The sequence below is a fragment of the Nostoc sp. CHAB 5715 genome (assembly GCF_020829685.1).
In the GTDB taxonomy this organism is placed as follows: Bacteria; Cyanobacteriota; Cyanobacteriia; order Cyanobacteriales; family Nostocaceae; genus Nostoc.
The window spans coordinates 1-12272 of record NZ_JAIVFR010000081.1 but is presented as its reverse complement, the minus strand read 5'-3'; the positions used below and the strand labels follow the sequence as shown (position 1 = coordinate 12272).

The window sequence follows — 12272 nt, the reverse complement described above, 5'->3', positions numbered from 1 at the left end:
GATTCTTTAATACTCGTGAATGAGTCTTTGATACTCGCCAACGAGTCTTTGATACTCGCCAACGAGTCTTTGATACTCGCCAACGAGTCTTTGATACTCGCCAACGAGTCTTTGATACTCGCCAACGAGTCTTTGATACTCGCCAACGAGTCTTTAATACTCGCCAACGAGTCTTTAATACTCGCCAACGAGTCTTTAAGTGGTTACGCAAAATTTATTTATGTCATTGCGAACGAAGTGAAGCAATCCAAAGCCCTTGCGATTGCTTCGTTTCGCTTCGCTCCACTCGCAATGACAAATGTATATTTAATTTTGCACAACTACTTAATACTCACGGACGCAGATCAGAACTTCACTCCTCTGCTGCCATGCCCAATGCCCCATGCCCCATGCCCCATGCCCAATGCCCCATGCCCAATTCCCAATCCCCTTTATTCCAATACGGTTCAGTTAAGGCTAAAACTATGTTACAAAGTCAATTTTTTTAACGAACCGCCAAGACGCCAAGGACGCAGAGAGAAGGAAGAAATGCTTAACTGAACTGTATTGCCCTTTATTCAATTCGTTCGGATATTCATTTTTTGGATTAGCTGATCAACTTGCTCAACCATCTCCTTGTTTTCCTCAGCTTGGAATAACTCTCTGGCTTTTTTGAGATTAACGATCGCTTCTTCTAGCTGTTGTTCTCTTCCTAAAGTGATTCCCAAATTATAGTAAGTGAATGCATCGTTGGGTACAAGGCTAATGGCTTTTTTGTAATGGGCGATCGCTTCTTGGGGTTTACCTTGATCGTCCATCGCATTTCCCAAACCCGTGTAAGCTTGTGCATGTTTGGGATCGAGGCGAATCGCTTCGGTATAATCTGCGATTGCTTCTGTTAGCTTGCCTTGAGCGTAAAAAGCGCTTGCTAAATTATAGTGAGCGTCTGCATAGTTGGGATCGAAGCTTATGGCTTTTTTGTAATATGCGATCGCTTCTTCTAGTTTGCCTTGAGCGTACAGAGTATTTCCCAAGGCATTATAACCTGCGGGATTTTTTGGAGCGAGGCGAATGGCTGCTGTATATTCGGCGATCGCTTCTGTTGGCTTTCCTTGAGCATACAAGGCGTTCCCTAAGTAATAGTGAGCCTCTGCATATTTGGGATCAAAGCTAATGGATTTTTTGTACTGAGTAACTGCTTCTGCTAGCTCACCTTGATCGTAAAAAACATTTCCCAGACGGGTATAAGTTGGGGCATAATTGGTTTTGAGGCGAATAGCTGCTGTATATGCGGTGATTGCTTCTGTTAGCTTGCCTTGAGCGTAGAGAGCATTTCCTAAGTTATAGTGAGCGTCTGCATAGTTGGCATCAAGGCTGATAGCTTTTTGATATTGTGCGATCGCAGCTTCTAACTGATTGAGTCTTGCTAAAGTCAAACCCAAATTAAAGTATGCTTCAGAGTTTTTCGGATCGAGGCTAATGGCTTTTTTGTAAATAGCGATCGCTTCTTGTGGTTTACCTTGATCGTCGAGAGTATTTGCCAAAGCAATATAAGCTTGGGCAAAGTTGGGTTCTAGTTCAATTGCTTTCCGAAAAGCCGCCTCTGCTCCTTTAAAATCTCCTTGTTTATAGAGATTGCTTCCTTGCTCGAAATTAGCAACTGCGTTTTTGTTCTCAGCAACTGCTGCTTGATCTGAGTCTGAAATTTTTGATAAAACAACGCCAAAATCTTTAGCAAAGGCAGTATTCCCATTACTCAAACACAAGCAGATAATAGCTGCTACCAGTAGATTCTTGTTTTTCAGCATTTTTATTACTTTACCTGCTTGGTTTACATGTAATATCGAGTACGGCTAATTGCCATCATAAAAACACCCCAGTCCCTTTCTGTTTGCGCGGCTACGCTGTACCACACAAGTATTGCCGCAGCCATATCTTTATTAATAAATCTCGCACTGCTTTTCTATCCCGCCTCGGAATAAATTCCAAGTCTCACCGATGAAGTCTACTAAGCGTGGACTAAACTAAATAATCAATTCAGTCCACTTGAGTGGACTTTCGCTATCAGCCCTGAACTTCAGTTCTGGGCGGGATGTCAATGAGTGTGACAGTTTCACTTTGACAAAAAATGTGGGTAGAAAATTTTTCGACTTATGTGTACACAGTAGGCTTGCCAAAAGGGGAATAAAAGCCTACCTTTAGCGGAGTTATAGCAGGAATTATAAATGATTAACCTAACTTGATACAAGTCTACTCACATAGAAGTGTCGATTTGGATCTTTCTTGTCCTCGCTTGATATAACAGTTACCGCACATATGTGCGCCCCTACCGATGTACCTCGTTCAAACGAGAATCGCTATACTATTTTAATATTAAAATATTACTGATGCAGTATGTCTAGTTGCTGTACTGCTTAAGGAGACTATAATATGTCTTTAGAAACCCAAAAACACTCTTAGTGTAGATGTTTGCAAAAAAACAATATTTCAAAATCACCAAAATTTTCTCATCTAAACTCTAAATCAATTCATTGTGGCTATGAAGCTTATAGCGCATCAAATTAGAATTTTAAGGACTATGGCGGAAGTGGCCAAACTTGCGAGAATTGCGGATATTACGGCAGACACTGGTAAATTGCAAAACAAAAGCATTCTCCCCATTATGAGGGGAATGTAAAAAATTAGAGAAGGAATAGGAAAATTTAATCTCCGCAAGTAAGAATTCAGGAGTCAGAATAGTGGAAAGCTCAGGAGATAACTTGAAGGGATGAATGTACTTTTGATATCAAACCTTTTATAAATTCTGACTTCTGATACCAATTCTGTATGAAGATGCACATAATAAGACCCCCCTGTATTCCCCCCAATGCATTGGGGGGACGGCGTAGCCGGGGGGGAAATATATGCAGCTTTACAAAGAAACGGTATGACTCCTGAGTGCTGAATTCTTACCTCCGCAATTCTGACTTAACTTAAGATGGACTTAACTTTTCACTCATTTTATCTAACAGTTGAGTTATTTTTTTAGCTTTTTCAGGTTGGCGTTGTTTTTGCAATAAATCTTTAGCTTGTAGCAGGTTAGTTTTAGCTTCCTCTTCTCGCTCTTGCTGCATGAGAATATTTGCCAGACGCAAGTAAGCATCAGGATTTTTTGGACTGCGGCGAATCACTTCCCGGAATAATTCTGTTGCTTCTTCTACTTGTCCTTGCTGGTTTAAAACATCTCCCAAAAACAAGCGCACCACATCATTAGTAGAGTTGAGGGAAATCACTTTACGAAATGCTGCTTCTGCACCTTGGTAATCTTTGGCTTGAGAAAGATTGATTCCTTTTTGAAACAAGTCTGAGGTAATCAAAGTTTTCCAAGCGAAATAGCCAAGAATTGATAGACTAAGAACAACTACAACAGCAGGGATAATAGAACTAGTAAAAAAGGTTTCTAGCATTGTCTAAGCCAAAAGACAGGCGATAGGAAAAATTAGATATTCGATAAAAAATAGTTTCCAGATAAATTGATAGAATTGAGCGATCGCACTTTTATCTTGTAAGTCTACTGCCAAACTCCGCAACCACATCCAAACTAGCAGGGCTAAATGAGTAATTACCAAAAATATGGGGTTAACTGAGGCCATACCTAGCACACCAACTAAAATTATCCCCAAATAACAGACAGTTATCACCCAAAGAGCTAGATTAAACACAGCTTGCGAACCGAGTTTGATAGTGAAAGTAGAGATATTATATAGGCGATCGCCTTCCATATCTGGTATATCTTTAAAAATTGCGATCGCAAAGGTAAATACCAAGATAAATAACGTCAGCACCCACACCACAGGCGGAATTACTTGGCTTTGTTTCAGCACCCAACTATAGTGCAAATACAATCCTAAATTAACAATCGTGCCGCGCACCGAAAAAATGCACAGCGCTGCCCAAAATGGGAACTGTTTCAAGCGAATTGGCGGTAATGAATAAGCAGTACCAATGGCCAAACTAATTGCTACCATGCCAAATAAGAATGGCCCAGTTAGCCATGCCACAACTAGCGCCAAAATCCCAGCAAAAGCAACAATTAATTGCCCCATCTGTTGAGAAAACTCACCTGATGCCAACGGTAAATGAGGCTTATTAATCTTGTCAATATCAACATCTTCTAATTGATTCAGCCCCACAATGTAGACATTGCCACATAGACAAGCAATCCATGCACCTAAGAGAGGGAGTAGGGAATGGGGAGTAGGGAATAGGGAATCAGTAGGATTACTAATTGCAATGGCAATAAAATACAAACCTAACACACTCAGACTTGTACCAATAATCGTGTGAGGACGAGAGAATTTCCAGAAAGCGTATAACCAATGGAAATATGATTGAACAGGTTTGCGTGGCAAAGGGCTGTTTTGAAAACTCTGGCTCATGAGTACTTTAGATTCAGTATTCCGGCTTATTGCATATTGTTAACCATTGTCACAGAATTTGGTCATAAACAAGAAGCTGGCGTTGCAGGGGAAGCGGCGGCTTGAGCTACCGTACCCCTACTTTTAAAGCTTGATACGCATAGCGGACAGAGAATCAATCTACCTCATGCAAGACACTAGAATCCCAAAAAAAATTTCAAAACCAACTATGAAATTACCTCTTCTTTGTTCCCTATAACGGTACAATCATCAAAAAAGCAAAGAATTATAGTTAAGTCCAGAGTGCCATTATGACAGCTAATTTGACATCTAAAGCGACATTTGACTTTGTGAGTGTGCTATCCCAAGCTGCGGCTGCGTATCGAGGACAGAGAGGCACACCCCCTAGTGCTGAAATATTAGTAAATGCGTTGCTACAAGCAGAAAAATCTGCCAAGCAGGAACGGTTAACTTATCCGTTTGAGTCTCTTCTGGGCAAATGGCAACTTTGCTTTGCCACTGGCACTAAGAAAGTCAGAGAGCAAGGCACAATTGTATTAGGCAAGGGTTTGTATGTACCCAAGTTTATCAGAGTCAATGTTTCCTTTAATGTCACTTTGGCACAGGATTCAGACAGGGGCGAAATTAGTAATCAGGTTGAATTTGGCCCAGTTTTGTTGAACCTCACGGGGCCAGTGCAATATTTCAACAAGAAAAATTTATTGGCGTTTGACTTTAACCAGATGCTTATTAGTCTATTTGGTCGTGTTGTTTATAACAGACCAATGCGTTCTGGTAAAGTTCAAACAGAAGATTTCTACAACCAACCTATAGCTAAACTACCTTTCTTTGGCTTCTTTTTAGTGACGGAAGATTTTATTGCAGCTCGTGGCCGTGCCGGAGGATTGGCTTTTTGGATTCGAGAAACTTAAAGACAGTGGATTTCACATTTGCGCCAACCATCAAACTGGACGACAACTAGACAAAATACTGTGCATATTTACTACTTGTCCAATGACTGCGATCGCAGGCGCACCAAATCCAGTTTGCTCTACCTGCTCTACAATTGTTTCTAAAGTACCAATCAATTCTTCTTGTTCTGGGCGCGTACCCCAGCGCACCAAAGCAATAGGCGTTTTTGAATTCAACCCAGCCGCACTTAACTGTTCCACAATATAAGGCAGATTGTGAATTCCCATATAAATTACAATGGTTTCGGAACCGTGCGCGATCGCATTCCAATCCACTTTCGGTCTATACTTACCTGCCGCCTCGTGACCAGTAACAAATGTCACCGAAGAACTATACAGCCGATGAGTCAATGGAATACCTGAGTATGCTGCGGCTGCAATCCCCGATGTAATACCTGGCACAACTTCCGCTGGTATTCCCGCGTTGACTAATTCTTCCATCTCTTCGCCACCGCGACCAAAAATAAAAGGATCGCCACCCTTTAAGCGCACCACAATTGCATGATCGTGCGCTTTCTCAATCAGCAATTGAGTTGTTTCTTCCTGGAACAGCGAATGTTTCCCCCTCCGCTTACCAGCGTTAATTTGCTCGGCTTGGGGATTAATCATTGCCAGAATTGGCGGACTCACCAAGGCATCATAGATAACTACATCTGCACATTCCAATAAACCTTTTGCCTTTAGGGTAATTAGTCCTGGATCTCCTGGCCCCGCACCTACTAAATAAACCTTTCCCAAATACTTGTTCTCCTGTTTTTCTGTGCGGTTCATCTATCTGTTAAATCCCAAATTATCTCGGCTAATTCTGCACTTGCTCCCAGTGGCTGTGCCAATTGGAAATTCACCGCAGAAAATTGTAATTTTAACTCCTCTATTGAGGCTGCGATCGCATCGGTTATTCCACCAGCGAATAAAAAGTATGGCAGAATTGCAATTTCTTTATAACCACCAATTACCAACTCTTTCACCCGTGATTCTAAACTACCAGGGACAGCCCAATAAGCAGCTACTGTTCCCAAACTGGCCGCCATTGCTTCCACAGGTTCTTGGGAAAGAGGGCGACGGCTACCATGAGCTAATAGAATCCATGCTTGTGCTTTTATAGCAGCTATTTGCTTTGCCAGCAATTTCTCTAAATTGGGGTGAGAGCCTAAGTATGGTTGCAACTCAATCATGATATCCTGACCAATAGCCTGTTGTGCTAGTGCTACTTCGGCGGGAATATCTGTCATTACATGCACTCCCGGCAGCAGAAATAGCGGTACAATTTTGAGGCGATTCTCGTTTTGAGGGAGTTTGCCATTGCCAAAAGCGCTCTTAGCAAATTCTTGAATCTGCTCATGTAAAGGCTGAGGATTCATTTCCAAAGCAGCTATACCAACCTGATGTGCGCTATTTAATGTGTTGTGGTTTTCTGACAATTTGTTGCATACCAGCTTTGCTAGTTGCTGCATAGCAATTTCTGGGCGGCGATCGCGGCTTCCGTGAGATACTAGCAGATAGGCAGATGACATCGGCAAAGCTTGAACTCTCAGTGACTAATTCTCATATCTTACTTAATATTAAGCTACTGGTAATATAATAATAAATACCTATATAATTCTGCACATACTCATTGTATTTAGTAAGGTACAAAATGAATGCGGAAGAAATTGTTGAACGGATGGGTAATTTGACTCTTGCACAAGTTTATGCAGCTTTAACTTATTATCATGCAAATCAGGAAGAGATTGAAGCTTATCTAGTTGCTGAGAAGTCAAGCTATGAAAAACTTGCTACTGAAATGGTTCAGTCAGTATGAGTAAAATACGACTGCTAATAGATGAAGATGCAATGGATCGTCGATTAGTAGGAGCATTAAGAGCAAGAAAAGTAGACGTTACAACTGTTGGGGAGCTAAGTACAACTGGTTTGAGCGATGAGGAACAGTTAGCTATTGCAACTGAACAGCAACGCGTTTTCTATACATTCAATGTTGGTGATTTTTGTCAGCTACATAACCTCTACATGACAGAAGGACAAACTCATTCAGGTATTATTGTTTCATCACAAGATTATTCAGTCGGCGAACAAATGCGGCGAGTTTTAAAGCTGATGACAATTAGATCGACAAAAGAGATGGAGAATCAACTGGTTTTCCTAAGCACTTATTCTGGAGAGTAAATAGAGCGATCGCTTCTTTGGTGGTATAGACAGTAACTATGATTCTTGAGTAGAGCGATCGCATAAAGTTTAGAAGGGAAAATTACACCAGAGTTGGAGTTTATTTTGAGAAAGTTAGATATTGAGCCGAATCTAGCTGATCCAATTTTGCCCTTCAACTCTCCTGAAGCGATACCTCTGCTTATTGCTCCACCATCCCCAGAAAAGTTTTTCAAACTTTTGATAGGTCAAATTAGAGCAGCACAGAGTTTTAGTGTTGATTTAAACACTATGAACGAATGGTGAGCGATATTGAGAATGAGTCTGTCTTTAATATTGTTCGGTAGTTTCAAATTATTCAGCAGACCAACACTTTGCTGTGCGGGACTGCTGGCTCAAATATTGCCTAAGTTTCAGAGGTTATAGCAGCTGATGAGCGTCATCGTTAGACTCCAAGGCTCAGTTAGAATGCCTGTTGTAAATTTGTCTTTTGGGCGATTGCCTCCGGCACGCTACGCGAACGCGCAACTCTCAAGGTAAAACATTCACGAACCCAAATTGACGAAAGTGATGATCAAAAGTGAATGCCTGAGTTAAATGGAGTTTATTCATCACAACCCGACTGGCGCAGTCCGTGAAACTCCAGTTTTTATCTGAGAACTGACGGAAAACCTGCCAAGTTTGTTGAATATCCTCTTCTGTCAGGTAATAAATGGTCGTCAGATTATCTGAAAAGAATGCCTCTCCTAAGCTGATTGCCCTCAACGTTTCTCCACGGGTTCTCAAAAGGGTCAAGGTTTCATCGACAATGTAATCTGTTGTTAGCAATGGCTGAATATTTTGATTAACCCATGAAGACGCTGCCTGATGCTCAGTATCGGAAGGAACAATACTAGCAAACCAGGCGCTGGTATCTACAAAGATCATGTTGCACTATGGGGAGGATAAAGAATAGTGTCATGATCTTGACCAGAAAATTTCTCATTGCTTACTTCTAAGGGCATGGCTGAAATTTGTGCCTAAATATCTCTAGGAGTTTTGTTTTGAGGTTTAGCCTCAGTTGAAATCACAGTGACTTCAACACGAGTTCCTTCGGCTAATGGAATCGGCTGTGATAACCTGAGTACCCCTTGTTCATAAACAGCTTCTATAGTTATAGTCATAAACTTTTTCCTCATGCCATAGCTATTTCTAATCATGGCATAATATCTAACATACTAAAAACACAGCTAATGACTAACTGAAAAATAATTAGCCATTAGCTATTAGAAATTAGCATATTTTAAGCGGTACGAAAACGCGCTAACTCTTCACCTGTTTTAGCATCATGGGCGTGGACTGTACACACCAAACATGAATCAAACGATCGCGCCACATGACCAACTTCCACCGGATCGCTAGAATCGTAAATGGGTGTCCCAATTAAAGCTTCTTCAATGGGGCCACGGATTCCTTCACCATCACGAGGGCCGATATTCCAAGTACCAGGGGCAATGACTTGGTAATTCTTAATTTTACCGCCCTCCACTTCTACCCAGTGACACAGAGAACCCCGCGCCGCTTCCGTTGCACCCCAACCGCGACCATCTTTTTCTGTGGGTTTGATATACCAGGGGTCGTTTAATTTGAATTCGCGTAAACAATGTTCGGCTTGCCGATATAACTTGACAATTTCGTGAACTCGTGCAAGTTGACGCACATGAATACTAGCACCACCCATTCGTTTGAAGACATTGAGGATAAAGCCGTCGTAATGTTGCCAAGATTCGCCATGTTTACCACCTGCAACTAATTGACGCGCTAAGGGGCCAGCTTCCAAACGTCCGAAGTCTTTGTGAAGGATTGCACTCGACCAAGAGTAGGCGTTATCGAAGTCTTTTGTATTATTCGCAGTGGGTTTAGTGGTGCGATCGCTAGGGTGAATGTCTGCCGTTCCCTCATCGTACCAGGAGTGAGTTGTATTCTCGCGGGTAAAGGACTGATCCATTAAAGTGTGAGTGTCTGCGAAGCTGTCGTACACTCCACTTTTCATAATCATCGCCGCATTTCGTCCTTCAATAGTCGGCTTTTGGTATTTATCTTCATGGGCTAAATATCCCCAAGTGACATATTTACCAACACCAGCGCCATATCTATCTAGACCGATATCTAAACCCATGCGCCAATAAAAACCTAAGTCGGAATCTCGATGATTTCGGTCTTCATCCAACCAATTTCTAAAGTCATCATAAGTTTGGATTTGTTCGTAGCGTTCTAAAGAACAACCCAACCACACTGGTTCTAACCAATTGGTGCGGAAGTATTCTAGAATCGCCCAAGCGCGGGTGATGTCTGTTAAAGTGGGGGCGCACATCACACCCCCAGGAACCATGTAGCTAGAATGAGGCCATTGTCCGCCCAATAGTGCATAAATTTCTACGGGTTTAGCGGAAATTGTTATGCCTAGTTCATAAGATTTGCCAGTGAAAGCAGCAAAGCGCCTGACAGCTTCCTCATAATAGCGACTATTGCGGTATTTTTTATTGGTTAAATCAATAGCAAACAGTCCATAAAAATAGCGGGGGATGCTTTGAATTGTCTCGACAATTTGTCCGAGATTTCTAGCTAAAATTGCATTGCGAGGAACTTCTGTTTCCCAAGCTGTATCTAATGCCCAAGATGCACAAGTCAGGTGAGAACCGCCGCAAATTCCGCAAATGCGAGGCGTGACAATTAATCCGGCTTGGGGATCTTTACCGCGTAGGATAACTTCAAATCCGCGAAATAGTTCCGCGTGTGTCCAGGCGTTGACTACTCTTCCGTTTTCGATGTCAACTCGGACATCTAAATCGCCTTCAACTCTACCAACGGGCGAAATGTCTAATGATTGAATTGTCATTTGTTATTTGTCCTTTGTTATTTGTCCTTTGTCATTTGTCTTTTGTCCTTGGTCATTTGTTGTTTACTAATGACTAATGACCAATGACAAATGACTAAACTGTAAAAAAGTCTTCTTCTGCCCAAGGTGGTGCGGCGTCTTTGGCGATCATTGTGAGTAGGGCGTAGTCTTTTTTGTTTACTCCTGGCGGTAATTCTTTGGGAACTCCCATCACTGTTTGGGTTTTGAATACGGTTCCTGGTTTGAGGTCAAAGAAGGGAAATTCTGGTTCGGTACAACCTAAACAAGGCATTCCGGCGCGAGTTTTGGAGGAGACGCGATTCCATAAGATGCGGTTGCAGGAGGAATGAGTCATGGGGCCGCGACAACCTAAATCATAAAATAGGCATCCTTTACGCTGTCCAAATTCGGCGGTTGAGGCTTTGTAGGCAAAGTGGACGTTGCGGGTACAACCTGTTTGGGTATAAGTGTTAAAGAAGGTTTGGGGACGATTTAGTTCATCGAAAGCAATGTCTGCTATGCGTCCAGTAGCGATCGCAACTAATATCTGCGTAATCCAGTCGGGATGGGCGGGACATCCAGGTATATTAATTACAGGTAATCCGGCTTGAGACAGGAAGTCTTTTCCTAAAAAGCCGCCTTCTTGGCGCTTGAGAAATTGTAAACCTTCCGACTCGCTAGGGTTGGGTGACATGGCGGGAATTCCTCCCCATGTGGCACAGTCTCCCACGGCGACGATAAATTTAGCAACTTTGGCAAGGTCTGTTAACCAATCTTTCATGGCGCGATCGGCAAACCGATTCCATTCGCCAGTGCCGTTGGGCGCGTTAACAACGCTGCCTTCAAATACCAAGATATCTAAAGGAATTGTGCCAGAAATGCAATCTCGCAGCAGTGTTTGTAAGCTGTTGCCTAGTTCCAATCCCAAGGATGGATGCCAAAGTAAGTTGATGCCAAAGTCGGCAATTAAATCGCAGACTGTCGGTTCTTCAGCATTGAGAAATGACATGGTGTTGCCTGAACAAGCACCACCTTGTAGCCATAGTACGTTAGTCATCGGCTATGTGTTTTTCTATTGTTTCCCATGCATGATGTAGGTGATAATGCTTGTAAAGTCTCACCTGTTTATCAATATTTATTTTTCAATACTAAGATATTTTTTTATTGAATTCTATTTCATTAAAAAAGAATTAATCATTAACAATAGCTAAAGTTTTTACGAGATTGTTTTAAATTATTATGTTTGTTATACTCGTAACATATTTAACAAATAAAAAATAGTAATAACAGAATCATTGTTTTTTAGTTACTGACGTTAAATAATCTCGTCTACTGAATTCATGACTGTTAAAACTCTGTAATAATTACTGCTAGTTGTTAATTTGTACGAAAGTATGAGTATTTTAAGCAGTCATATTTTAATGTGATAACTAAGTAAAATTCAGCAAAATGTTGGGGTACAAGACTTTGCACCCCGTCAGCTATATATCAGTTGTTTTAAGATTTTGGTTGTGCAGCTTGCCTAACAAATTCTTCGTGCAAACCTAACGCTTGAGCTATCTGCTCAATACTCAAACCAAACGCTAACAAGTGGGGTATCATTTCTAACTTAGCTTCTTGTTTACCTTCTTGTTTAGCTTCTTCAAAAACTTCTTGCTTACCTTCTTGTTTAGCTTCTTCAAAAACTTCTTGCTTACCTTGTTTTTTACCTTCTTCAAAAACATCTTGGAAAAATCTAGTTTGCCTCAAGTCATTTAATTCAAACATTTTTCCGATCTCCTCCTGCCTCAATCGCGGCAACTTGTAGATTAATATCGTCTCCATTAAACGCACTGTTAAGCCTTCACGCACCCTATTTTTTTAGGATTTTGGTTGTACAGCTTGCCTAACAACTTGTTCGTCCAA

The 12272-nt window shown here is 41.6% G+C and carries 15 protein-coding genes and 1 pseudogene; 5 read left to right on the top strand and 11 right to left on the bottom strand.

Features of this window, described 5'->3' with window-relative positions; translation table 11 throughout:
- Window positions 1–540 (top strand): hypothetical protein (locus LC574_RS06870; RefSeq protein ID WP_229452295.1); only part of this gene is annotated, 540 nt, incomplete at its 5' end.
- A gap of 17 nt (window positions 541–557) precedes the next feature.
- Here the strand turns inward: LC574_RS06870 and LC574_RS06865 are convergent.
- From LC574_RS06865 to LC574_RS06855, 3 genes are all read right to left on the bottom strand, one after another.
- A complete protein-coding gene (locus LC574_RS06865) occupies window positions 558–1787 on the bottom strand; it encodes a tetratricopeptide repeat protein (protein ID WP_229452293.1) in 1230 nt (409 codons plus the stop codon).
- 1164 nt (window positions 1788–2951) lie between these two features.
- Window positions 2952–3425: a M48 family metallopeptidase gene (locus LC574_RS06860; RefSeq protein ID WP_229452291.1), complete on the bottom strand. Its 474-nt coding sequence runs from the start codon at window positions 3423–3425 to the stop codon at window positions 2952–2954.
- A 3-nt stretch (window positions 3426–3428) separates the two neighbouring features.
- Complete coding sequence (locus tag LC574_RS06855) at window positions 3429–4397, bottom strand: homogentisate phytyltransferase (protein WP_229452290.1); 969 nt, start codon at window positions 4395–4397, stop codon at window positions 3429–3431.
- Here LC574_RS06855 and LC574_RS37840 point away from each other — a divergent pair.
- Both LC574_RS37840 and LC574_RS06850 read left to right on the top strand, forming a co-directional pair.
- Complete coding sequence (locus LC574_RS37840; protein ID WP_267871441.1) at window positions 4380–4502, top strand: hypothetical protein; 123 nt, start codon at window positions 4380–4382, stop codon at window positions 4500–4502. The genes LC574_RS06855 and LC574_RS37840 overlap by 18 nt on opposite strands.
- Before the next feature lie 185 nt (window positions 4503–4687).
- On the top strand, window positions 4688–5308 hold the full coding sequence (locus LC574_RS06850; RefSeq protein ID WP_229452289.1) for a hypothetical protein: 621 nt from the start codon (window positions 4688–4690) through the stop codon (window positions 5306–5308).
- A gap of 30 nt (window positions 5309–5338) precedes the next feature.
- Here LC574_RS06850 and cobA read toward each other — a convergent pair whose 3' ends face one another.
- A complete protein-coding gene (gene cobA / locus LC574_RS06845; protein WP_229452288.1) occupies window positions 5339–6118 on the bottom strand; it encodes a uroporphyrinogen-III C-methyltransferase in 780 nt (259 codons plus the stop codon).
- On the bottom strand, window positions 6115–6861 hold the full coding sequence (locus tag LC574_RS06840; RefSeq protein ID WP_229452286.1) for a sirohydrochlorin chelatase: 747 nt from the start codon (window positions 6859–6861) through the stop codon (window positions 6115–6117). Before LC574_RS06840 ends, cobA begins: the two co-directional genes overlap by 4 nt.
- Before the next feature lie 116 nt (window positions 6862–6977).
- Here LC574_RS06840 and LC574_RS06835 point away from each other — a divergent pair.
- Both LC574_RS06835 and LC574_RS06830 read left to right on the top strand, forming a co-directional pair.
- Window positions 6978–7148, top strand: a pseudogene (locus tag LC574_RS06835) (DUF433 domain-containing protein); the annotation flags it as partial.
- On the top strand, window positions 7145–7510 hold the full coding sequence (locus tag LC574_RS06830) for a DUF5615 family PIN-like protein (protein ID WP_229452284.1): 366 nt from the start codon (window positions 7145–7147) through the stop codon (window positions 7508–7510). The pseudogene LC574_RS06835 and the gene LC574_RS06830, both read left to right, overlap by 4 nt.
- On the opposite strand, the gene LC574_RS06825 is transcribed toward LC574_RS06830, so the two are convergent.
- The 6 genes from LC574_RS06825 to LC574_RS06800 all read right to left on the bottom strand — a co-directional run bounded on the left by LC574_RS06825 (window position 7495) and on the right by LC574_RS06800 (window position 12134).
- On the bottom strand, window positions 7495–7725 hold the full coding sequence (locus tag LC574_RS06825) for a hypothetical protein (RefSeq protein WP_229452283.1): 231 nt from the start codon (window positions 7723–7725) through the stop codon (window positions 7495–7497). The two genes, LC574_RS06830 and LC574_RS06825, sit on opposite strands and share 16 nt — an antisense overlap.
- A 295-nt stretch (window positions 7726–8020) precedes the next feature.
- The gene (locus LC574_RS06820; RefSeq protein WP_229452281.1) at window positions 8021–8416 is read right to left on the bottom strand and encodes a type II toxin-antitoxin system VapC family toxin; all 396 of its coding nucleotides are present in this window, start codon (window positions 8414–8416) and stop codon (window positions 8021–8023) included.
- 92 nt (window positions 8417–8508) lie between these two features.
- On the bottom strand, window positions 8509–8652 hold the full coding sequence (locus LC574_RS06815; protein ID WP_229452279.1) for an antitoxin family protein: 144 nt from the start codon (window positions 8650–8652) through the stop codon (window positions 8509–8511).
- Between the two features lie 119 nt (window positions 8653–8771).
- Entirely contained in the window at window positions 8772–10367 is a 1596-nt protein-coding gene (locus LC574_RS06810) for a nickel-dependent hydrogenase large subunit (RefSeq protein WP_229452277.1), read from the bottom strand.
- Between the two features lie 94 nt (window positions 10368–10461).
- Window positions 10462–11424, bottom strand: coding sequence for a hydrogenase small subunit (locus tag LC574_RS06805; protein ID WP_229452276.1), 963 nt, complete (start codon window positions 11422–11424; stop codon window positions 10462–10464).
- Between the two features lie 440 nt (window positions 11425–11864).
- Window positions 11865–12134, bottom strand: a complete 270-nt coding sequence (locus tag LC574_RS06800) for a hypothetical protein (RefSeq protein ID WP_229452274.1) — start codon at window positions 12132–12134, stop codon at window positions 11865–11867.
- Window positions 12135–12272 lie beyond the last annotated feature (138 nt).

Bases quoted from the DNA above. Each gene is read 5' to 3' on its own strand.
- LC574_RS06865 (WP_229452293.1), bottom strand. From the start codon at position 1,787: ATGCTGAAAAACAAGAATCTACTGGTAGCAGCTATTATCTGCTTGTGT.
- LC574_RS06860 (WP_229452291.1), bottom strand. From the start codon at position 3,425: ATGCTAGAAACCTTTTTTACTAGTTCTATTATCCCTGCTGTTGTAGTT.
- LC574_RS06855 (WP_229452290.1), bottom strand. From the start codon at position 4,397: ATGAGCCAGAGTTTTCAAAACAGCCCTTTGCCACGCAAACCTGTTCAA.
- LC574_RS06850 (WP_229452289.1), top strand. From the start codon at position 4,688: ATGACAGCTAATTTGACATCTAAAGCGACATTTGACTTTGTGAGTGTG.
- cobA (WP_229452288.1), bottom strand. From the start codon at position 6,118: ATGAACCGCACAGAAAAACAGGAGAACAAGTATTTGGGAAAGGTTTAT.
- LC574_RS06840 (WP_229452286.1), bottom strand. From the start codon at position 6,861: ATGTCATCTGCCTATCTGCTAGTATCTCACGGAAGCCGCGATCGCCGC.
- LC574_RS06830 (WP_229452284.1), top strand. From the start codon at position 7,145: ATGAGTAAAATACGACTGCTAATAGATGAAGATGCAATGGATCGTCGA.
- LC574_RS06820 (WP_229452281.1), bottom strand. From the start codon at position 8,416: ATGATCTTTGTAGATACCAGCGCCTGGTTTGCTAGTATTGTTCCTTCC.
- LC574_RS06815 (WP_229452279.1), bottom strand. From the start codon at position 8,652: ATGACTATAACTATAGAAGCTGTTTATGAACAAGGGGTACTCAGGTTA.
- LC574_RS06810 (WP_229452277.1), bottom strand. From the start codon at position 10,367: ATGACAATTCAATCATTAGACATTTCGCCCGTTGGTAGAGTTGAAGGC.
- LC574_RS06805 (WP_229452276.1), bottom strand. From the start codon at position 11,424: ATGACTAACGTACTATGGCTACAAGGTGGTGCTTGTTCAGGCAACACC.
- LC574_RS06800 (WP_229452274.1), bottom strand. From the start codon at position 12,134: ATGTTTGAATTAAATGACTTGAGGCAAACTAGATTTTTCCAAGATGTT.